We start from the raw sequence: 17852 nt of genomic DNA on the forward strand, positions 1-17852 counted from the left end.
ATAAAAGGCATGAGAATAGGCACCTTAAAGCTGAATTGAAAAAACAGCTTTAAGGTGCCTATTTATATGTTAAACCAGGTTTAATATTACCTGTCTCCGGCCCTGTAACGCTCCAGAATGCGGTTGATTCTGGCAGTTGGATTCAGCAGCTCGCTTAAGGACGCATCATGGTTTAAATTATCTATGATAAGAGCAATGTATTTGCTCATATCCACATTGATATAATAAGGTCTGGAAAGAAGATCCGGAGTCTGGTATACCAGATTGGTAGTCAGAATCCGGTCAATGAGACCGTTCTCATAATATTCATCAAACTTCGCAAGGCCGTTGGTAAAGAGTCCGAAGGTAGAGCAGACAAATACCTTTCTGGCTTTTCTTCTCTTAAGCTCCTTGGCAACATCAAGCATGCTTTCTCCGGAAGAGATCATGTCGTCAACAATGATCACATCCTTGCCCTCTACGCTGCTTCCCAGGAATTCGTGGGCAACAATTGGGTTGCGTCCGTTGACAATCTGGGTGTAATCCCGGCGCTTATAGAACATACCCATATCAAGGCCCAGAACGTTTGCAAAATATACAGCACGTCCCATACCGCCTTCATCAGGGCTGATGACCATCATATGATCGCTGTCAATTTCCAGTTCTTTTTCTTCCTTTAACAGGTACTTGATAAACTGGTAAATGGGCTGAACCGTCTCAAAGCCCCGTAAGGGAATGGCGTTTTGCACTCTTGGGTCATGGGCATCAAAGGTGATGATGTTTTCCACTCCCATGTTTACCAGCTCCCGAAGTGCCAGGGCACAGTCTAAGGATTCCCTGCTTGTTCTCTTGTGCTGTCTGCTTTCATATAAGAAGGGCATGATCACGTTGATTCTGCGGGCCTTGCCTGCGGAAGCTGCGATCAGACGCTTTAAATCCTGAAAATGGTCGTCAGGTGACATGTGGTTGGTCATTCCGCACAGGGAATAGGTAAGACTGTAATTGCACACATCTACCATAAAATAGAGATCATCTCCGCGTACCGACTCCTGAAGGGTTCCTTTTGCCTCTCCGGTTCCGAATCTGGGAGTCTTGGCTCCGATGATGTAGGAATCCCTCTGATAACCGGAAAAAGCAATGGTAGACTTATGCTCGCTCTCCCTCTCATGCCTCCAGGACACCAGATAATCGTTGACCTTATTTCCCATTTCCTTGCAGCTCATAAGCGGCACCAGGCCAAGAGGGCCTACCGGAATGGTCTCTATAATTTTCTCTTCGTAAAGCATTGTTTTTTCCTCCAACGTATTCAATTGCCTTGCAACGGTTCTTTTATATCATTAAGTGGGTCAATAGTCAAGGCTATCGGCTTATTTTGCCTTCTTCCTGATGCGGATATCATCGCCGTAAAGAGGTATTACCGTGTAGCGGCTGATCAGCCGGGAAGTCACACGTTCCGTATAACGGTCCCTCAGTTCATTCATGGGATGATTGGTGGAAATAATGGTTGACTTTGAGGAATTGAGCCGTTCATTGATGCAGTAAAACAGTTCAGAGGAAGTGAAGCTGTTATTCAGCTCTGTTCCCAAGTCATCAATGATCAGAAGATCGCAGTCTAAAATATACTGGTACATGCCCCTCATATCTTCCTCATTTTGGTAATCAAACCGGTTTTTGGAAAACACCTCAAACAAGTCATTGGCAGATAAGTAGATGACGGAATAATACCGGTCCATCAGCTCCTTTGCAATGCAGTTGGTGAGAAAGGTCTTTCCAACCCCTGTAGGGCCTGTAAACAGCAGGTTTCCGTGGTCTTTGGAGAATTTCTCCACAAAGTTCCGGCAGATTTCCACAACCTGTCCCATATACTGCTTTACGGTCCGGTTAAGGACCGGAAGCACTCTGGTGTCGTCAAAATATTCGTAGGAAAAGGTGCTGAAGTTTTCAACGGCAACAATTCCCTCAATATTTGACTGGGCATAGAGATACTTCATCTCAGACTGGCGGAAGCAGTGGCACTTCCTTCCGTCTGCATATCCCGTATCCTTGCAGTCGGAACAACGGTATTTCATTTCCATATAGTCCACCGGAAAGCCGGCTGACTTTAAAAGCACGCTCTTTTGTTCCCTTAAATCTGCGATTTCACTCCGCATCTCCTTAAGGGCTTCCTGGTCTCCTTCCAGCAGCCTGCGGGCGCTGGCTACTGCCTTGGTGCTGATGGAATCATCAAGCTCTTTCATAACCGGAATTCTGCCATATACTTCTGCAATCCGTTCCTCTTGTTCATGGCGGTTTTTAAACTGCTGCTGCCCATAGGCCCGCATGATGGCATCGTATTGTGAATTGCTCAGAGCCATAACGTCCTCCTTTCCATACACCCTGGTATACTACTGATCGGCAAACTGCTGCAATACCAGCGCATCGTAATCGATTTCTCTTTGAGGGAAGTTCTGGAACTGATTCTGGCTGCCTCTTCCCTTTGCAGGCGAAGCCTGCTTATAGGTTCCGGCTTTGCCGTCAGTTTCCGCTTTTTTCCCTGCCTTCGTGTCTCCGCTCCTCATCCGGTCTGCGTGCTGTTCATCCAGCTTTCGCACCTCTTCCAGGGAACGGACACCTGCCTTTTTCCAACCCTCCAGGATCTTGTCTGCATACTGAAAGCTGGGGGAATGGGTGGCGGCCATAGTCCTGTTGCAGGCTTCTATTACCAGATCCCTGGTAAAGCCGTAGGAGCGGAACCACCGGTCCATAAAGCCCCTTTCCAAATCGCCCGGCTTCCGGTCATTGAGACCGAAGGCCTTCATAACGGCAAAGGAATCCTTGGAAAAGGAAACGGCATGGCTTTTGGCTTCTTCTACTGTTCGGAAGCCTTTTTCATGCCAGCTGATGGCTACAGTCTCAATGTAGCGGATGCTGGTGTGTCCGCCCTGGACGCAGTATTCTACCACGTACTCTAAAAGTTCAGCAGGCATGGAAAGGCCGTCGTAGAGATAGGCGAAAACTTCGCATTCTCTCTGGGTAAATACCTTGTTCATATATTTCTGGGCAATGTAAAGAAGCTGGGAAAAGTCCTCATCTCCGGCAAGGCTGCTGATTTGGGCAGGAGAGTAGGAGGGGCGTTTTTGAGGAGTCTCAGGCGCTTTCTGGGAGGGGGCCGGGCCGGCGGCGCAGGCTGTCTCGGAAAGGGCCGGAGATGGTTCCGGTTTTTGAGGGAGGTCTTCTACCAGGACTCCGGCTTTTTTCCAGTAAGATAATGCCCGTGTTACATCCGCTTCCGTATGGTTTAAGGCATCAGCAATCATGGAGATTGTTACTTCTTCGCCTTCGTGGCGCATTAAGTATAAGTATGCTTTTACATACTCTCCATTGGCGCTTGCCATATGCTCATCAATGAAATCATTGGATATTATGGTTGCATTTATCTTGAAACTGCTCTTTACATTCACTGGTATAACCTCGCTTTTTTAGGGGGGGCTGGGGGGTTAATACGTTAGTCCGCTGGTCCGCAGTGCAAGCCAGGAAATCCGTAGGATTTCCTGGCTCACGGGCATTCGCCCTATGAATCAGGTCATGAAATTTTTTTCTTATGTGCGAGCACAACGAAAAAATTTTCACGCCCTGATTCTGCACTGTTCATTGCTTTCGTGAACATCATAACACAACTCCCCCCAAAAGGAAATAGGGGTAGTTATCCACCAAATGAATTGTGGAAACTGTGGATAATGTGGAAACAAGGTATACATAATTTGTATTTTCTCCCCGATTCCTGTCGATTTGCTGATAAAACCGTGGCTTTAGAAATTGTAAGACTATAAATTATGTAAATTAAAAAATCCACATAGTTTTCCAGGAGAAAATGTTGAAAACTATGTGGATAATGTGGATAACTACAAGCCTAACAGCTTTTCTCCCACTTTTACTATATCTCCAGCCCCCATAGTTATCAACAAATCACCGTGTATACAATTTTCTAAAATAAATGTTTCAATTTCATCAAACGACGGCAGGTAGTGCACCTTTACCCCTCTTTTTTCAATTTTCTCGGCAATATCCCTGGAACTGACCCCCAGATTGTCGGTTTCCCGGGCTGCATAGATGTCCGCCAGTATAACCTCGTCAGCAAGAGACAAAGACTCTGCAAAATCTTCCAGAAACGCTTTTGTCCTGGTGTAGGTATGGGGCTGGAATACTACCCACAGCTTATTCTTGGGATAGTGCTTTGCCGTTTCCAGAGTTGCCCTTATTTCCTGGGGATGGTGGGCATAATCATCGATAATGGTCACGCCGCCCAGCTCTCCCTTCTTTTCAAAGCGCCGGTTGGTTCCTGTAAAACGCTTTAATCCCTTTTTGACCATTTCCAGAGATATCCCCAATTCCATGCAGATGGCTGCTGCTGCCAGGGAGTTATACACATTGTGTTCTCCGGGAACGCCAAGGGTAACTGTATCCACAACAGTTCCGTCTATCTTAAGCTCATAAGAAGCCCTGGCAAGCTCATCGAAGCGGATAGACTCTGCCTCGTACCGGCTTCCAGGCTTTTTGCCGAAGGTAATGATTTTACAGGGCAGATCTCTGGTGATCTCCTCCACACACTGGATGTCATTGTTGATAACCAGCACCCCTTCCTTTGGAAGCTTTTGAGCAAATAAGCGGAAGGAATTGCGGATATCCTCTAAATCCTTAAAGAAATCCAGATGGTCCGCCTCCACGTTTAATATCACTTCCATGGTGGGGAAAAAGGATAAAAAGCTGTTGGTGTACTCACAGGCTTCCGTCACAAATAAGTCAGAACTTCCCACACGGATGTTTCCGCCGATGGAATTTAAAATTCCGCCTACAGATATAGTGGGGTCCGTATCTGCTGCTAAAAGGATTTCCGTCAGCATAGAGGTGGTCGTTGTCTTGCCGTGGGTTCCGGAAACAGCAATGGCATTCCGGTAGTTTGTCATCATCTGGCCCAGAAGCTCCGCCCGGGTCAGAAGGGGAATCTGCCGTTTCTGAACCTCTTCAAACTCAGGATTATCAGGATGGACTGCTGCCGTATAGACCACCACATCAATTCCGTCGGTGATATTTTCAGGCCTTTGGCCGTAGGAAACCCTGGCCCCCTTGGCTTCTAAATGGCGGGTCAGAGCTGATTCCTGAGCATCAGAGCCTGTGACCGTAAAGCCTTCGTCAATGAGGATCTCTGCCAGGCCGCTCATGCTGATTCCGCCGATTCCTATGAAATGAATTGCTGACTGTTTATGAAAATCAATCTGATACATGTTTTATCCATCCTTAATTTTTCTATTTGGTTGATACTTCTTTTTACTTTTTGAGTTCCTTCTATTATACAGGAAAGCAGAAAGAAAATCCACAATATAATCTTATAGGGAAACACCTGATGTCATGCCTCCGTTCTTAAAACAAAAGTCTGGAAACAGCAGGAGCAAAGTTGTCCGGGACTGGGAAATCACCTGGGGGCGGCAAAATAAGATACTGACAGAAAAAGAAAAAGTCCCTCGGGACTTACATGGTCCGGGGACTTTGGATGAAGAAAATCATATCATTACGGCAAAACCGCCTCTTTTTTACTGGAATATGACTCCACTGCAAATGTGATTATATGAAGCAGTTCTTTAAAGCTCCGGAAGGATAGCTGCTCTCTGCCTTCCCGCCAGTAAACAACTCCCTGCCAGGTGCCCCGCTCCCGGAACATGACTTTGATAGAAAAGGAAGCCTTTGTTCCCGATTCCATGGGCACATCAAAAAGCATTTCTGTTCTTTTTCCCTCCATAAAGCATTTCAGGGCAGAGGCCAGGTCTACCAGGGCATTAAACTGCCTGGTTCTATTTGCAGATATGCTTTGAAAGCGGCCGGTAAACCTGCCGGAATCGTAATCAGATATAGTTAAATGGCAGGAATTCAGGCATTCCTCTTTTTCAGGAAAAGTCCGGTTTGACCCTCCCTTAAGCAGCCGGAGCAACTGAAGTTCGCTTTCAAACGACTCCCTTTTTCCGCCGTTTTGCCAGCTTACAGTTCCCTGCCAGCCTGCATGATAGCGGTACTGAATGCAGACAGTAAAAGTTTCTACATTCCCCTTCCTGGGCTCTCCGTCATATTCTTTTATAGTAAAACCGGAAGGAATGATTCCCGAAAAGCTGCGCATCTGAAGCGTCTGCTTGGGGCTTCCCACATCATCAAGGATCTGGTCTACATTCAAAATCAGTTCCTGCACACTGCCAAAGCAGATTCCATGGGAAATACTCTCATGAAACAGGATTCCTTTCATGCTCCAATTGCTGCATTCATCCACTGCTATTGTAAAGTAGTGATCTGCATTACTGACTAAGCTCATTCTTCCTACTGACATATTTTTCACCACGATTCTTTTGTAATGTTAACACTATAAGTCATACTGGCTGCATCAGTAATGATCCCCGGACAATTGCCTGTTTTTACTTAGCAGAAACACGTCCGAATATAATATGCTTATAATGGTTTAAAGCACTCATCAAAATATTTCCAAGAACACCAATTGCAAGTATCTCACCAATGCCCACCGTAATCATGGCATATATAATGAGATCTTCTGAACCATAGGCATAACGCAGCACCCATGGAATGACAATGGTATTTGCCAGAATTGGCGGCACGCATACCAACCACTTTGTTTTGCGAAGCTTATAGGACCCGATTGCTCCCACCAGAGTCGCCAGGCTGCCGAAAATAACATCCAGGGTAGCCGCGCCGCACAAAAAGTTGGACAGCAGACAGCCGATAAACAATCCCGGAATTGCCGCAGGCGTAAAAAATGGGAGGATACAAAGGATTTCCGAAATTCGGAACTGGATTGGGCCAAAGCTGATAGGCGCAAATATTAAGGTCAGTACGGTGTAGATTGCGGCAATAGCCGCTGAAAAGGCAATAAAGTAGGTCTTTTCAGATGTTTTGAAATTCATATTCAATTCTCCTTTAGTTTTGTTTTAGGTGTGGAAGGTCTCGAACACACCGGTGGTTATTGTGAAATCCCTTTGAAATCAAGAGTTTCACGGCCTTATTACGGGTGTAACTATAGCATAAAGGCAATGGAAATGCAAGCACGTACCCCGTTTTATCCCATCCTGTATCATATCGGCATAAATTGTCTATCCATAAAGGCAATATTCAAATTTTCTTATTTTTATTCATCTTTTTTGTCCACTTCCGGTTACTTTATTATATCTTCTTATAGCACTTTCTTCAAGAATGTATTCCAAAAACTTTATCCCTGGCTTCATTTGTGTTCTTCACACGTTTGGACGGCCTCTGGAATGGAATCCTCACATCCATTTCCTCATTTCTGAAGGCGGCTTTTCGTGCCATGCCTGGCACACATACAAAAAAACGGAACTTTATAGAGTTCCGTTTTTCAGACTGGGCTACAAGGATTCAAACCTTGAAAATGACGGAGTCAGAGTCCGTTGCCTTACCATTTGGCGATAGCCCATCAATACAACAAGAGGAATTATACAAGATTTTTAACTCATTTTAAAAAGCTTTGTTACCACCCGGGCTCAATCCTATACTCCATATCAAAGTTTGTCCGGGTGGCAGAAGATTTTTATTCGTAAAGTTTCTTTCCAAAGATCTTTTTCAGTTTTTCCAGCGGAAGCTTAGGCGTTCTGTCTTCCCTCAGCAGACCGTTTGTCTCCTGCATCACATCCGTAAGCTGTGTATAACAGAAACCAGAAAACTTTCTGCTTTTAATCAGGAAATCCGTAATTGGTTCCAGACGTTTTAAAAATTCCCCTTCGCTTCCCACCTTATTGTAATATCCCCAGCCTTTTTCTTCTGCAGAAAAAGCGATGCCGCCATACTCTGTCATCAGGACAGGCTGCCCCCGGTACGTCTGCCCGTCAGCCAGAACAAAACGGCGTTCCGCATAGCTATTAAGGATATCTTCTAGAAAATCGTATTTATCTTCTGTTTCCGGCATCAGTTCATAATCATGTAAGGCCAGTATATCGGTGTGCTCAGTCTGTTCCCAGCCATCGTTTCCACTTACCGGTCTGGTTTTATCCAAAGCTTTTGCCTGATAAAACAGCATATTGGAAAAGCTCTGCTGGCTCTTATCCGTTTTTATGTTTCTCATTCCCCAGCTTTCGTTCGCTGTCACCCATGTAATGATGGATGGATGATTATAATCCCGTTCAATGAATTCCAAAAGCTCTCTGGAGGTATTTTCTACAGAACTGTCTGTATACCTATAACAGCTTGGCATCTCTCCCCATACAAGAAATCCCATCTTATCTGCCCAGTAGTAATATCTTGGATCTTCAATTTTCTGATGTTTTCTGGCCCCATTAAACCCCATTTTCTTTGAAAGCAGAATATCATTCCGGATGGCCTCCTCATCGGGAGGCGTGAGAAGGCTTTGGCTCCAGTAACCCTGATCAAGAACCAGCCTTTGATATAACACCTCTCCGTTTAACAAAATACTCCCATTTGAAATGCGGACAGATCGAAGTCCAAAATAACTGGTCACCTTATCATTTTGAAGATTTACTTCCATCTCAATCAGATTGGGTTTTTCCGGCGTCCATGTCAGCTGATCCCGGCGCAGATCCAAGTCCGGCAGAGCCAGAATTCCTTTTCCATAGCCGTTTTCACAGGATATTTTCAAACTACCCAGATCCATTTCCATACCGCCTTCTGCAGGAAGGCTATGAAAGAAAACTTCCGCGGTCACACGCTCCATGGTAGAAATAAAGATTTCACATAAAGCTTCATTACGTTCCAGATTCGGCGTTGCTTTTATTCGTTTTATATAAGGGTTTCCCGCATATTCCAGCCACACGCTCTGCCATATCCCAGTTGTAGGAGTGTACCAGCAGGCAAAGTTTTCTCCTGTCCATGTCTGCTTTCCCCTCGGTTTATCCGCGTCACTGTAATCCATGACTTTAACCGTAATAATATTCTTTCCTTCGGAAACCAGCCCGGTAATATCTGCCTCAAAGGGAGTGTGGCCTCCTCTGTGGCCTCCTGCATAGGTTTGATTGATATAAACCTCTGCTTCATAATCCACGGCTCCAAACTTTAAAAGCAGACTTTTCCCACTTAATCTGCCCTTTTCTACAATGAACTCTTTCCGATACCACACCATATGGTGGACCCCTGTATCACCGATTCCACTCATTTCGGACTGATAGCAGAACGGAACCTGAATTTTTCGGTCAAATATCGGTTCATCAAAGGAAAAATCCCATTCTCCATTCAGATTCGTCCAATCTTCCCTTTTAAAATCAGGTCTTGGATAACTTTCAATGACCATCTTCATTCTCCTTTCCATTTTTCAATTTTTACTTAAGACAAAACTTTGTCTTACCCTTTTAAACCGGAAGTACTGATGCCTTCCACCAGGTATTTCTGCAGGCAGATAAAGATAATGACTGCAGGCAGGATTGATAAGGTTGCCATTGCAAACATCGCACCGTAATCGGAAGAAGATCCCGGGTCAGAAAACAACTTTAAAGCAAGGCTGACCGGATATTTGGCAGACTCATTAATATAGAGCAGGGCGGATAGAAAATCATCCCATCTCCACATAAATGAAAAAATACTGGCTGTAATCAGCGCCGGGGATATAAGGGGCATGATGATTCTGGAAAATATTCCATAATAAGAGCAGCCGTCAATCTTGGCTGCCTCATCAAGCTCACGAGGGATACCATCTATAAAATTTATCATCATGTAAACAAAGAATCCCTGAATCGCAAAACAATAAGGTAGAATTAAGGGCTTATAGCTTCCTACCCACCCTAATTTCTGATACCACAAATACTGAGGGATCATCAGAACCTGAGCAGGAAGCATCATGGAAAGCAGCATAGCCACAAACAAAGCTCTTCTGCCAAAAAATCTGCATCTTGCCAGGCCATAGGCCACCAAAGCCGAGGAAAAAACAGTTCCCAAAGTTGCTGCTACAGCTATAAACAGGGAATTCTTAAAAAAAGTCGCAAACGTGATTTTTGCAAAGCCTTTCCAACCATTGATATAATTGGAAAGCACAAATTTTTCCGGAATCAGCTGACCTGCTGTCAGAAAGATGGTATTGGTTTCTTTAAAAGAGCTCATAACCATCCAAACCAGAGGATAAATCATCACAAGCCCCAAACCGCAGACGATTACATGGTAAAAAATTTTACCTATTTTTCTTTTGGTCTTCATCTGTCTCACACTCCTTCCGTATAAACCCAGAATTTCTTTGTCGCGAACAGAACCGTTGTAATAATGCCTATAATTGCCAGCATTACCCAGGCCAAAGCTGCCCCGTATCCGGTATTATAGAACTCAAAAGATTGCTGGTACATATAAACGGTATAGAACAAAGTGGAATTCAGCGGTTTTCCCTGGGTAATAATGAAACACTGTGTAAATGCCAGAAAACCATTAATCATCTGCATCACCAGATTAAAGAAGATAGTAGGTGTTAAAAGAGGCAGCGTGATCTTGAAAAACTGTGAAAATTTATTTGCGCCATCTACTCTGGCCGCCTCATAAAGTGTTACAGGAATCTGCTTTAAGGATGATAAGAAAATCAGCATAGAAGAACCAAACTGCCAGACTGCCAGGATAATAAGGGTCCAGATAGCCGTATTCTTATTTCCAAGCCATGCAAAGCTGGTCTGAATCCCCATAATACCCAAAAGGTGGTTGACCACACCATCGGTTGCAAACATCCGCTTCCAAAGGATGGCGACTGCCACAGAACCTCCAATGATGGATGGAAGATAGTAAGCCGCCCGGTAAAAGCCGGTTGCCTTTGTTGTATTAAACAAAAGCATGGCCACCAAAAGTGCAAAGATCAAACGCAGAGGAACAGATACTAAGGCGAAGTAAAACGTGACCCCTATGGTCTGAAAAAATACTTTATCATCAGTAAACATTTTTATGTAATTTTTAAGTCCTGCAAAAACAGGCGGCGACAATATGTTGTAATCACATAAAGAATAGTAAAAGGATATTCCCATAGGCACCACCATGAACAACAGAAAGCCAATGATAAACGGAAGGCTGAATACCACTCCTGCTGTACTTTCTTTGTTAAGGAAATGCCTGAGGCCTGCCCCTTTGTTATCTTTCATAGACGTCCTCCATTCATGGATAAGGGTTTACTTTGACAAGTAAGTCCCCATCACTTATTCCTCTCCGGCATTAAGGCAGGGACTTACTTGATAAAATTAAATTATTTTTTGTTCATGATATTATTAGCCCCGTTAAAGAATTCTTCTGCGGCTGCAGCTGCATCATATGCTCCGTAGCACAGCTGTTCCTGAACCTGATTCAACAGATTGGAAACCTCACTTGCGCCGTCTGGCTGGGGTGGATTGATCGGAGAACAATTAGGGGTTACAACCTCATTGATATAACGGATTACTTCCTGATCCACATCACTCATCTTAGGTGCAAGCTCTTCGGAAATAACACTGGAGGCCGGAACACCTCTTTCACCCAGCAAAATATTGTTTGCCTCGCTGGAATTGGTCAGGAAGTTGAGAACTTTAACTGCTTCTTCCGGATTCTTTGTATGAGCGCCGACAGAGAAAAACATGCTGGATTTTAAATAACCGGATTTCTTGGGATCTGCTGACGGCCATGTGGTGATACCGATTTCCATCCCCTCCGGGGCTGCCTTTTGAATAGCAGTCAGCTGATTAGAGTTATAAAAGGCACACCAGGACATTGTTTCAGGACTGGAACCATAAACCAAAGGCTCCTGTTCAACAGAACCGATGGAAAGTTCTGCAAATACACCTGGATCGATAAACCAGCCTTCCTTAATTCCAGTCTCATACATCTGGAAAAATGGAAGATAATCATTTACGGTTCCGCCCATTTTTTTGTCTCCATAGAGAACAACATCATAGCCTCTCATAAAATAATCCAGATAGGCACCCGCATTATAATAAGCGATGTTTGTTTTATACCCCGTTTTCTCGTAAACCTGGCGGCACACATTCATGAATTCATCCGTGGTCATGTAATCTTTAATTTGAATACCGTTTTCCTCCAGCAAAGTCTTATTATACAGAAGAGAAGGCGCATTAATTCCCGCACAGATTGCGTATACCCCGTCATTCACCGTACCGCTGGCTATGGTATTTTCTGAGATATTAGAGACCTCCAGGGTTCCATCTTCAATATACGGCTTTAAATCTACCAACAGTTCATTTTTTACATATTGATCAATAAACGAATAATCCATCTGAACAAGGTCCGGAATCGCTTGTCCTGCTGCGGAAGTAGCCAGTTTATTCCAGTAATCAGACCACTCGGAAAACTGTCCTTCGATGGTTATCCCCGGATTCTGCTCTGCATATAAGTCTAATGCAGCCTGAGTTTTCTCGTTTCTGACCTGATTTCCCCACCAGCTCATGGTCAGCTTAACATCTCCGCCTGCATTTCCTGCACTTGCTGCGGTAGTATCTTCTGCAGCGGAACCTGCTGTAGTATCTGCAGTTGTGGATGTGCCTCCGCATCCGGCCAGGGAAGCTGCTGCCATAGCTGCCGCCAATAGTAACACAATTCTTTTCTTCATGAAACCTTCCTCCATTCATTTACTTTTTCTGTATCAAGCGTCTTCATTATACTTCCCATGATTATTCCAGTAAATGAGTAAAACCGGGTTCCAAGTTGAAAAAACCGTGTTGTCTGTATAATTTGAATAGTTCTTTTCCTTAACCGGTTGTTTTGCTGAGATGTTTTATATATAATTTAGCTGTCATCAGTTCAGTATGCGAAAGGCGGTTCTTTATGAAGCAGTTTATCAGAAATCTCTCTTTAAAAAAGAAGATTCATTCTATTGTATTCCTTTGCATTATCCTTTTGGCCTTCGTTTCTCTGTTCAGTATTCATCTGGTTTCCAAGGCCCACCAAAAAGTGCTCTATCAATCTGTGGCCTCCTCCTTATCCTATACTGCCAAAGAGCTGAATAACCGGCTGGACAATGTTTCCACCATGGCCGATATGTTTCTGGCTGATACCATTATCCAAAACGGACTTGGGACTTTAAAGGATTCTTCCAGAGTTCAGGACCGTACCATTGCATACAAAGCTCTTTACGGAACTTTAAATGAATATTATTTTTCCTTCCGGAAAAACAATATTAACTTTATGAGTCTTTATCAGGATCGATTCTCCATTCATACCCATATCTCAGCGGAAAATACTCTTCCGGAAGCTGTCACTCAGGACCTTGTCACAAGAGGCGAAAATGCAAAGGGACGTACTCTCTGGATTACCGACTACAGTGATGAATACGGCCTGTTTATGGTCAAGAATCTGCGGAGGTCGGAATATTTAAGTCTTGACTCTCTTGGAACGCTTGTTGTCAGCTTAAATATTGACGGGCTGATCAATGCTGCCACCGGCACCAGCCACTTTTATGATGACACACGTTATATCCTTTACGGTCAGAAGGACTTGATCTATAACTCCTCCAGTTTAAAAGCCAGCGAAATGCCACTTTTTGATAACTTTTTCCATTCCAGATACGGTCTTGTAAATCCTGATGGAAACAGCTTCTTTTACGTAAAAGGAATCATACCGGAATTTGACTGGGATTATGTTTGTCTGATTCCATATGGCAGCATCGCAGATTCCCTCCGTACCAGCTTAAAAATCTGCCTGACAATCATTACAGTCTCCATAGGGCTGGCCATCCTGCTCTCCTCTGCTTTGATTGACTCCATTACAAGGCATTTCGACAATCTGCTATTAAAAATGGAACGCTTTGCGGCAGGACAGACTGAAACTCCGCAGATTTCCTACGATTACAGCAAACGTACCGATGAATTGGGCATTCTGCACTCCTGTTTTGACCAGATGGTGGATAAAGTAAACCAACTGATCCGGACCAACTATTTAAATAGAATCCTTATAAAAGAAGCCCAGCTAAAAGCCCTGGAAACCCAGATGAATCCTCACTTTTTGTACAACACCCTGGAATCCATTAACTGGAGGGCAAAGACCATTGGGGCAAAAGATATTTCTTCCATGACAGAATCCCTGGGCACTCTCCTTCGCATTACTCTGGACCAGAAATACAAAGAAGTTCCTTTAAGCCGGGAGCTGGAGCTTGTGCAATGTTATATGACAATTCAAAAATACCGGTATGAGGACCGGCTGGAATATGAGATATCCGCTCCCCAGCATCTCTTCGGATGTGCTGTGCTGAAACTGACTCTCCAGCCACTGGTAGAAAATGCCATCCGCTATGGATTGGAGGAGAATACAGAGGAATGCCGGATTCAGATTGTAGCTGAATCCGATGGTTCCACTCTTTTTGTTTCTGTTAAAAATAACAGTTCCTTTTTTGAAGACGACCTTTTAAAGAAACTGAAAACACACAAAATTGAACCTCATGGTTTTGGAATCGGTCTTTTAAATATTCTGGAGCGAATGGAACTTACTTATGGGGAAAACTACGGGCTTACCCTCTATAATGAGGAAGACCAGGCCGTGGCCCAGTTATCTTTTCCCCTCAATCCTACGCTTCATGCCATTTCTGATACGAAAGGAGAGCGTAAATGCTGAAATTAATTATTGCTGATGATGAACGGATGATCCGGGAGTCTATTTCTTCCCTCATTGACTGGAACAGCCTGGGTATCGAACTGATCGGAACCTGCCGCGACGGCATTGAGGCCTATAATATGATTCTCGATGAATCGCCGGACATTGTTATGACCGACATTCGGATGCCCGGCCTGTCAGGATTGGAATTGGTAGAACGTATTTCCCAGGCTGATATGGATACCCAGTTTATCCTTCTGTCTGGCTTTGGAGAATTTGAATATGCAAAACAGGCGATGAAATACCGGGTCCATCATTATCTTCTCAAGCCATGCAACGAGGAACAAATCATGGAAAGCATGCGGGATGTGATCCAGGAATACTATCACCGCCAGGCGTTTCAGGATTTGAGAGAACGTCAGAAGGCGCTGACTGCCAACTTACACCACAGCATTCTGGCAAATATAATCAACGAAATGATTTTTCTGCCTGAACCGGCAGAATTTGCCTGGAACGCCTATTCCGGATTTATGGATTTCTATAATACAGGTTATGAAATGTGTTTTCTACACTATCTGGAAGAAGACCATTTTATCTCTGTTTTAAGCCGCATTTACGATTACATGGCCGAACATGCACCTGGTATCGAATTGTACTGTATCTATGTAAGAAACTCCCTGATTCTGTTTTTTGAAGGATACCAGGTCTCCTATGATCCATTGGATTCCTTCATGCAAAGCTTAAATCCGAAAGCACAATCTGTGGAACTGGATTATAAACGATTCACCTTTTCAGGCCTGGGAAAACTTTTAGAAACCCTGATTACAAAGATCAAACGATACGGAATCATCTATTTTATGAATGGACTGCAGCCGGTACCCACCTGCAATTATAAAAATTTGATTTCCAAAATCGAAGAGCTGACCACACTTTTGATTCATGCAGACGGTTCAGCGCTGAAATCACGTCTGGATGAACTTACTGCAATTTTAAACGACATCACCAATCCTGACTTTCTAAAGCAGGCAGGTTCACGGATTCTGATTAAATTTGCTACGGAAAGCAGCTATCTTTCATCCATAGACACTACGGAATATTTAATGGATTTAAACCAGCAGAGTGAAATTTCCGGCATCCGCACCATGTTATGCAAAAAACTTAACGAGGTTTTAAAAGAACCGTCCAGCCATTCTCAGCGATACAGTCCTTTTATTGAAAAGGTCATGCAGTATGTAGAAGAACATCTGGATAATCCCAATCTTACATTGAAATGCGTCGCTGAAAATTACCTTTTTATGAATGTGGATTATGTCAGCAAACGGTTCAGCAAGGAAACAAAACAAAAATTCTCAAACTACATTACTAACCTGCGCATCCAAAAAGCCAAGCAGTTATTGGCAGAAGGCCATACCGAACAAATTCAATGGGTTGCCCAGCAGGTGGGATGTGGAAATAATCCCCAGTATTTCAGCCAGATTTTCAAAAAAAATACGGGGATGACGCCCAGCGCATATGCAAAAAAATTAAATGGAGGAGAATGACATGACAAACAAAGAATTACTGCCAAAAATCCATCTTGTGATGGACAAGCTAATGAATCTTGGAGGGGCTGACTATGAAAATGACCGCTCTGTCGGAAAGGAAGAGGCGAGCCGCGGCATCATTGCCAGAGACTTTGGGATCGAAGAATGGGACTGGCCTCAGGGCGTAGGTCTTTATGGCCTTTTAAAGCTTCAGCGATTTTATGGAGATAACCGCTACCTGGAATTCTATGACAGCTGGTTTGAGAACAATTTAAAGAAAGGACTGCCCAGTAAAAATATTAATACGACTGCTCCCTATCTGGTTTTAGCCGAACTACTTGATGATCTTAAGAACCCGAAATATGAGAAGCTGTGTCTGGACCATGCTCACTGGTTGATGACCGGACTTCCAAAAACAAAAGAAGGCGGTTTCCAGCATGTTGTAACTGCCATTGGAAACCGTGACGGCGTCCTGTTAAATGATGGTGAAATGTGGATTGATACATTGTTCATGGCTGTTTTGTTTTTAAATAAAATGGGCCATCGTTTCCAGAATGAGGAGTGGATAGGCGAGGCTCTGCATCAGGTGTTATTACATATCAAATATTTATACGACAAACACACCGGGTTATTTTATCATGGTTGGAGTTTTCCGTTAAATAATAATTTCGGAGGAGTTTTCTGGTGCAGGGGAAACTCCTGGTTTACCTATGGAATTCTGGAATTTATTGAGTCCTACGAAGGAAATCTTGACCAGGGACTTGTCACTTACCTGACAGATACTTTTAAAGCCCAGGTAAATGCTCTGATAGGCTTACAGGCCCCTTCTGGTTTATGGCATACCGTTCTCACTGATCCTTCCAGTTACGAAGAAGTATCTGGCTCGGGTGCAATCGCTGGTGGTATTTTAAAAGGAATAAAAATGGGGATTCTTGATGAATCATATCATGACTGTGCAGACAGGGCCGTTAAGGCAGTATGCAAAAACATAGGAGAAGACGGAACCGTGTTAAATGTATCTGCAGGAACCGGGATGGGCTATGATGAAGATCATTATAAAAACATTACTATTCGCCCTATGGCCTACGGACAATCCTTAGCTCTGATCTCACTGGTCGATGCGTTGAACGAATAGTCAATATTGCAATACTATCCCTTACCTTCCCATTAATCAGGATTAAAGCAAAGTCCCTTTTCTCCCACTGTTTATCTTATCAGTGGTTCGTAGATGCCATGGACTCCTCCGACTCCTCATATCGCTTCTTTAAAAATTTCATGTGTACACTTATATCCTGAATTACATGTTTATGGGGCATGACGATATGAGGTCTCTTCTGTTTCATCACCAACTGTCACCCATTAGAACGTGCGCCCGCTGGGCGCACCACAGCAAAAGCATCCCGCAAAAAACGGGATGCTTTACAATTGAATATTTTCTTAAAACTCCTTATACCTCTTCTTCCGCCTCTTTTGCACTTGCAAGAAAATCCTCCCGCTGGGGCGTAAAGATATCCAGGATCACAGAATCTTCCAATGCAGTGGCACCATGGAGCACATCCGGTTCCACATAATAGCTGTCACCGGATTTCAGTGTATATTTGACACCATCCGCTTCATACTGGAAGGAGCCGGATACAATATAGCTGACCTGCTCATGAGGATGCCTATGAAGGCTGCCGACCGCTCCCTTTTTAAAGGAAGCCTCTACCCCCATCATGCTGCCGCCTCTTGCAAGAATGCGTCTGGTGATCCCCGGCTCCGGATTCTCAGGGGTTATATCTTCATACTTTAAAACCATTTTCCGTTTCCTTTCTATAG

At 43.9% G+C, this 17852-nt stretch carries 14 protein-coding genes, 1 tRNA gene and 1 pseudogene; 4 read left to right on the forward strand and 12 right to left on the reverse strand.

Annotated elements, in window-relative coordinates:
* Nucleotides 1–86 precede the first annotated feature (86 nt).
* From V7M78_RS05360 to V7M78_RS05385, 6 genes are all read right to left on the reverse strand, one after another.
* Nucleotides 87–1265, reverse strand: coding sequence for a ribose-phosphate pyrophosphokinase (locus V7M78_RS05360; protein ID WP_333647191.1), 1179 nt, complete (start codon nt 1263–1265; stop codon nt 87–89).
* 81 nt (nt 1266–1346) lie between these two features.
* Nucleotides 1347–2333, reverse strand: a complete 987-nt coding sequence (locus V7M78_RS05365) for an ATP-binding protein (RefSeq protein ID WP_333647193.1) — start codon at nt 2331–2333, stop codon at nt 1347–1349.
* Nucleotides 2334–2363: 30 nt separating this feature from the next.
* Nucleotides 2364–3425: a DnaD domain protein gene (locus tag V7M78_RS05370; protein WP_442914628.1), complete on the reverse strand. Its 1062-nt coding sequence runs from the start codon at nt 3423–3425 to the stop codon at nt 2364–2366.
* Between the two features lie 435 nt (nt 3426–3860).
* A complete protein-coding gene (murC, locus tag V7M78_RS05375) occupies nt 3861–5240 on the reverse strand; it encodes a UDP-N-acetylmuramate--L-alanine ligase (protein WP_333647197.1) in 1380 nt (459 codons plus the stop codon).
* 284 nt (nt 5241–5524) lie between these two features.
* A complete protein-coding gene (locus V7M78_RS05380) occupies nt 5525–6313 on the reverse strand; it encodes a hypothetical protein (protein WP_333647199.1) in 789 nt (262 codons plus the stop codon).
* 100 nt (nt 6314–6413) lie between these two features.
* Nucleotides 6414–6917, reverse strand: a complete 504-nt coding sequence (locus V7M78_RS05385) for a QueT transporter family protein (RefSeq protein WP_333647201.1) — start codon at nt 6915–6917, stop codon at nt 6414–6416.
* A gap of 292 nt (nt 6918–7209) precedes the next feature.
* Here V7M78_RS05385 and V7M78_RS05390 point away from each other — a divergent pair.
* Nucleotides 7210–7314, forward strand: a pseudogene (locus V7M78_RS05390) (transposase); the annotation flags it as partial.
* 57 nt (nt 7315–7371) lie between these two features.
* Here V7M78_RS05390 and V7M78_RS05395 read toward each other — a convergent pair.
* The 5 genes from V7M78_RS05395 to V7M78_RS05415 form a co-directional block, all read right to left on the reverse strand.
* Nucleotides 7372–7444, reverse strand: a tRNA-Gln gene (locus V7M78_RS05395).
* 114 nt (nt 7445–7558) lie between these two features.
* Entirely contained in the window at nt 7559–9268 is a 1710-nt protein-coding gene (locus V7M78_RS05400; RefSeq protein ID WP_333647203.1) for a glycoside hydrolase family 2 protein, read from the reverse strand.
* Between the two features lie 50 nt (nt 9269–9318).
* Entirely contained in the window at nt 9319–10164 is an 846-nt protein-coding gene (locus V7M78_RS05405) for a carbohydrate ABC transporter permease (protein WP_333647205.1), read from the reverse strand.
* Nucleotides 10165–10169: 5 nt separating this feature from the next.
* Complete coding sequence (locus tag V7M78_RS05410; protein WP_333647207.1) at nt 10170–11081, reverse strand: carbohydrate ABC transporter permease; 912 nt, start codon at nt 11079–11081, stop codon at nt 10170–10172.
* Between the two features lie 101 nt (nt 11082–11182).
* On the reverse strand, nt 11183–12535 hold the full coding sequence (locus V7M78_RS05415) for an ABC transporter substrate-binding protein (RefSeq protein WP_333647209.1): 1353 nt from the start codon (nt 12533–12535) through the stop codon (nt 11183–11185).
* Nucleotides 12536–12750: 215 nt separating this feature from the next.
* On the opposite strand from V7M78_RS05415, the gene V7M78_RS05420 reads away from it, so the two are divergent.
* From V7M78_RS05420 to V7M78_RS05430, 3 genes are read left to right on the forward strand one after another with little or no spacing between them, the layout of a single operon-like run.
* Nucleotides 12751–14532, forward strand: a complete 1782-nt coding sequence (locus V7M78_RS05420; RefSeq protein WP_333647211.1) for a sensor histidine kinase — start codon at nt 12751–12753, stop codon at nt 14530–14532.
* Nucleotides 14526–16052 (forward strand): response regulator transcription factor, encoded by a 1527-nt coding sequence (locus tag V7M78_RS05425; protein WP_333647213.1) that lies wholly within the window; start codon nt 14526–14528, stop codon nt 16050–16052. Before V7M78_RS05420 ends, V7M78_RS05425 begins: the two co-directional genes overlap by 7 nt.
* Before the next feature lies 1 nt (nt 16053).
* Nucleotides 16054–17169, forward strand: a complete 1116-nt coding sequence (locus V7M78_RS05430; RefSeq protein ID WP_333647215.1) for a glycoside hydrolase family 88/105 protein — start codon at nt 16054–16056, stop codon at nt 17167–17169.
* A 312-nt stretch (nt 17170–17481) separates the two neighbouring features.
* Here V7M78_RS05430 and V7M78_RS05435 read toward each other — a convergent pair whose 3' ends face one another.
* The gene (locus V7M78_RS05435; protein WP_333647217.1) at nt 17482–17832 is read right to left on the reverse strand and encodes a cupin domain-containing protein; all 351 of its coding nucleotides are present in this window, start codon (nt 17830–17832) and stop codon (nt 17482–17484) included.
* Nucleotides 17833–17852 lie beyond the last annotated feature (20 nt).

It is taken from the genome of Lacrimispora sp., assembly GCF_036758025.1.
In the GTDB taxonomy this organism is placed as follows: Bacteria; Bacillota; Clostridia; order Lachnospirales; family Lachnospiraceae; genus Lacrimispora.

Bases quoted from the DNA above. Each gene is read 5' to 3' on its own strand.
- murC (WP_333647197.1), bottom strand. From the start codon at position 5,240: ATGTATCAGATTGATTTTCATAAACAGTCAGCAATTCATTTCATAGGA.
- V7M78_RS05365 (WP_333647193.1), bottom strand. From the start codon at position 2,333: ATGGCTCTGAGCAATTCACAATACGATGCCATCATGCGGGCCTATGGG.
- V7M78_RS05430 (WP_333647215.1), top strand. From the start codon at position 16,054: ATGACAAACAAAGAATTACTGCCAAAAATCCATCTTGTGATGGACAAG.
- V7M78_RS05385 (WP_333647201.1), bottom strand. From the start codon at position 6,917: ATGAATTTCAAAACATCTGAAAAGACCTACTTTATTGCCTTTTCAGCG.
- V7M78_RS05435 (WP_333647217.1), bottom strand. From the start codon at position 17,832: ATGGTTTTAAAGTATGAAGATATAACCCCTGAGAATCCGGAGCCGGGG.
- V7M78_RS05360 (WP_333647191.1), bottom strand. From the start codon at position 1,265: ATGCTTTACGAAGAGAAAATTATAGAGACCATTCCGGTAGGCCCTCTT.
- V7M78_RS05380 (WP_333647199.1), bottom strand. From the start codon at position 6,313: ATGAGCTTAGTCAGTAATGCAGATCACTACTTTACAATAGCAGTGGAT.
- V7M78_RS05405 (WP_333647205.1), bottom strand. From the start codon at position 10,164: ATGAAGACCAAAAGAAAAATAGGTAAAATTTTTTACCATGTAATCGTC.
- V7M78_RS05400 (WP_333647203.1), bottom strand. From the start codon at position 9,268: ATGGTCATTGAAAGTTATCCAAGACCTGATTTTAAAAGGGAAGATTGG.
- V7M78_RS05420 (WP_333647211.1), top strand. From the start codon at position 12,751: ATGAAGCAGTTTATCAGAAATCTCTCTTTAAAAAAGAAGATTCATTCT.
- V7M78_RS05425 (WP_333647213.1), top strand. From the start codon at position 14,526: ATGCTGAAATTAATTATTGCTGATGATGAACGGATGATCCGGGAGTCT.
- V7M78_RS05415 (WP_333647209.1), bottom strand. From the start codon at position 12,535: ATGAAGAAAAGAATTGTGTTACTATTGGCGGCAGCTATGGCAGCAGCT.
- V7M78_RS05410 (WP_333647207.1), bottom strand. From the start codon at position 11,081: ATGAAAGATAACAAAGGGGCAGGCCTCAGGCATTTCCTTAACAAAGAA.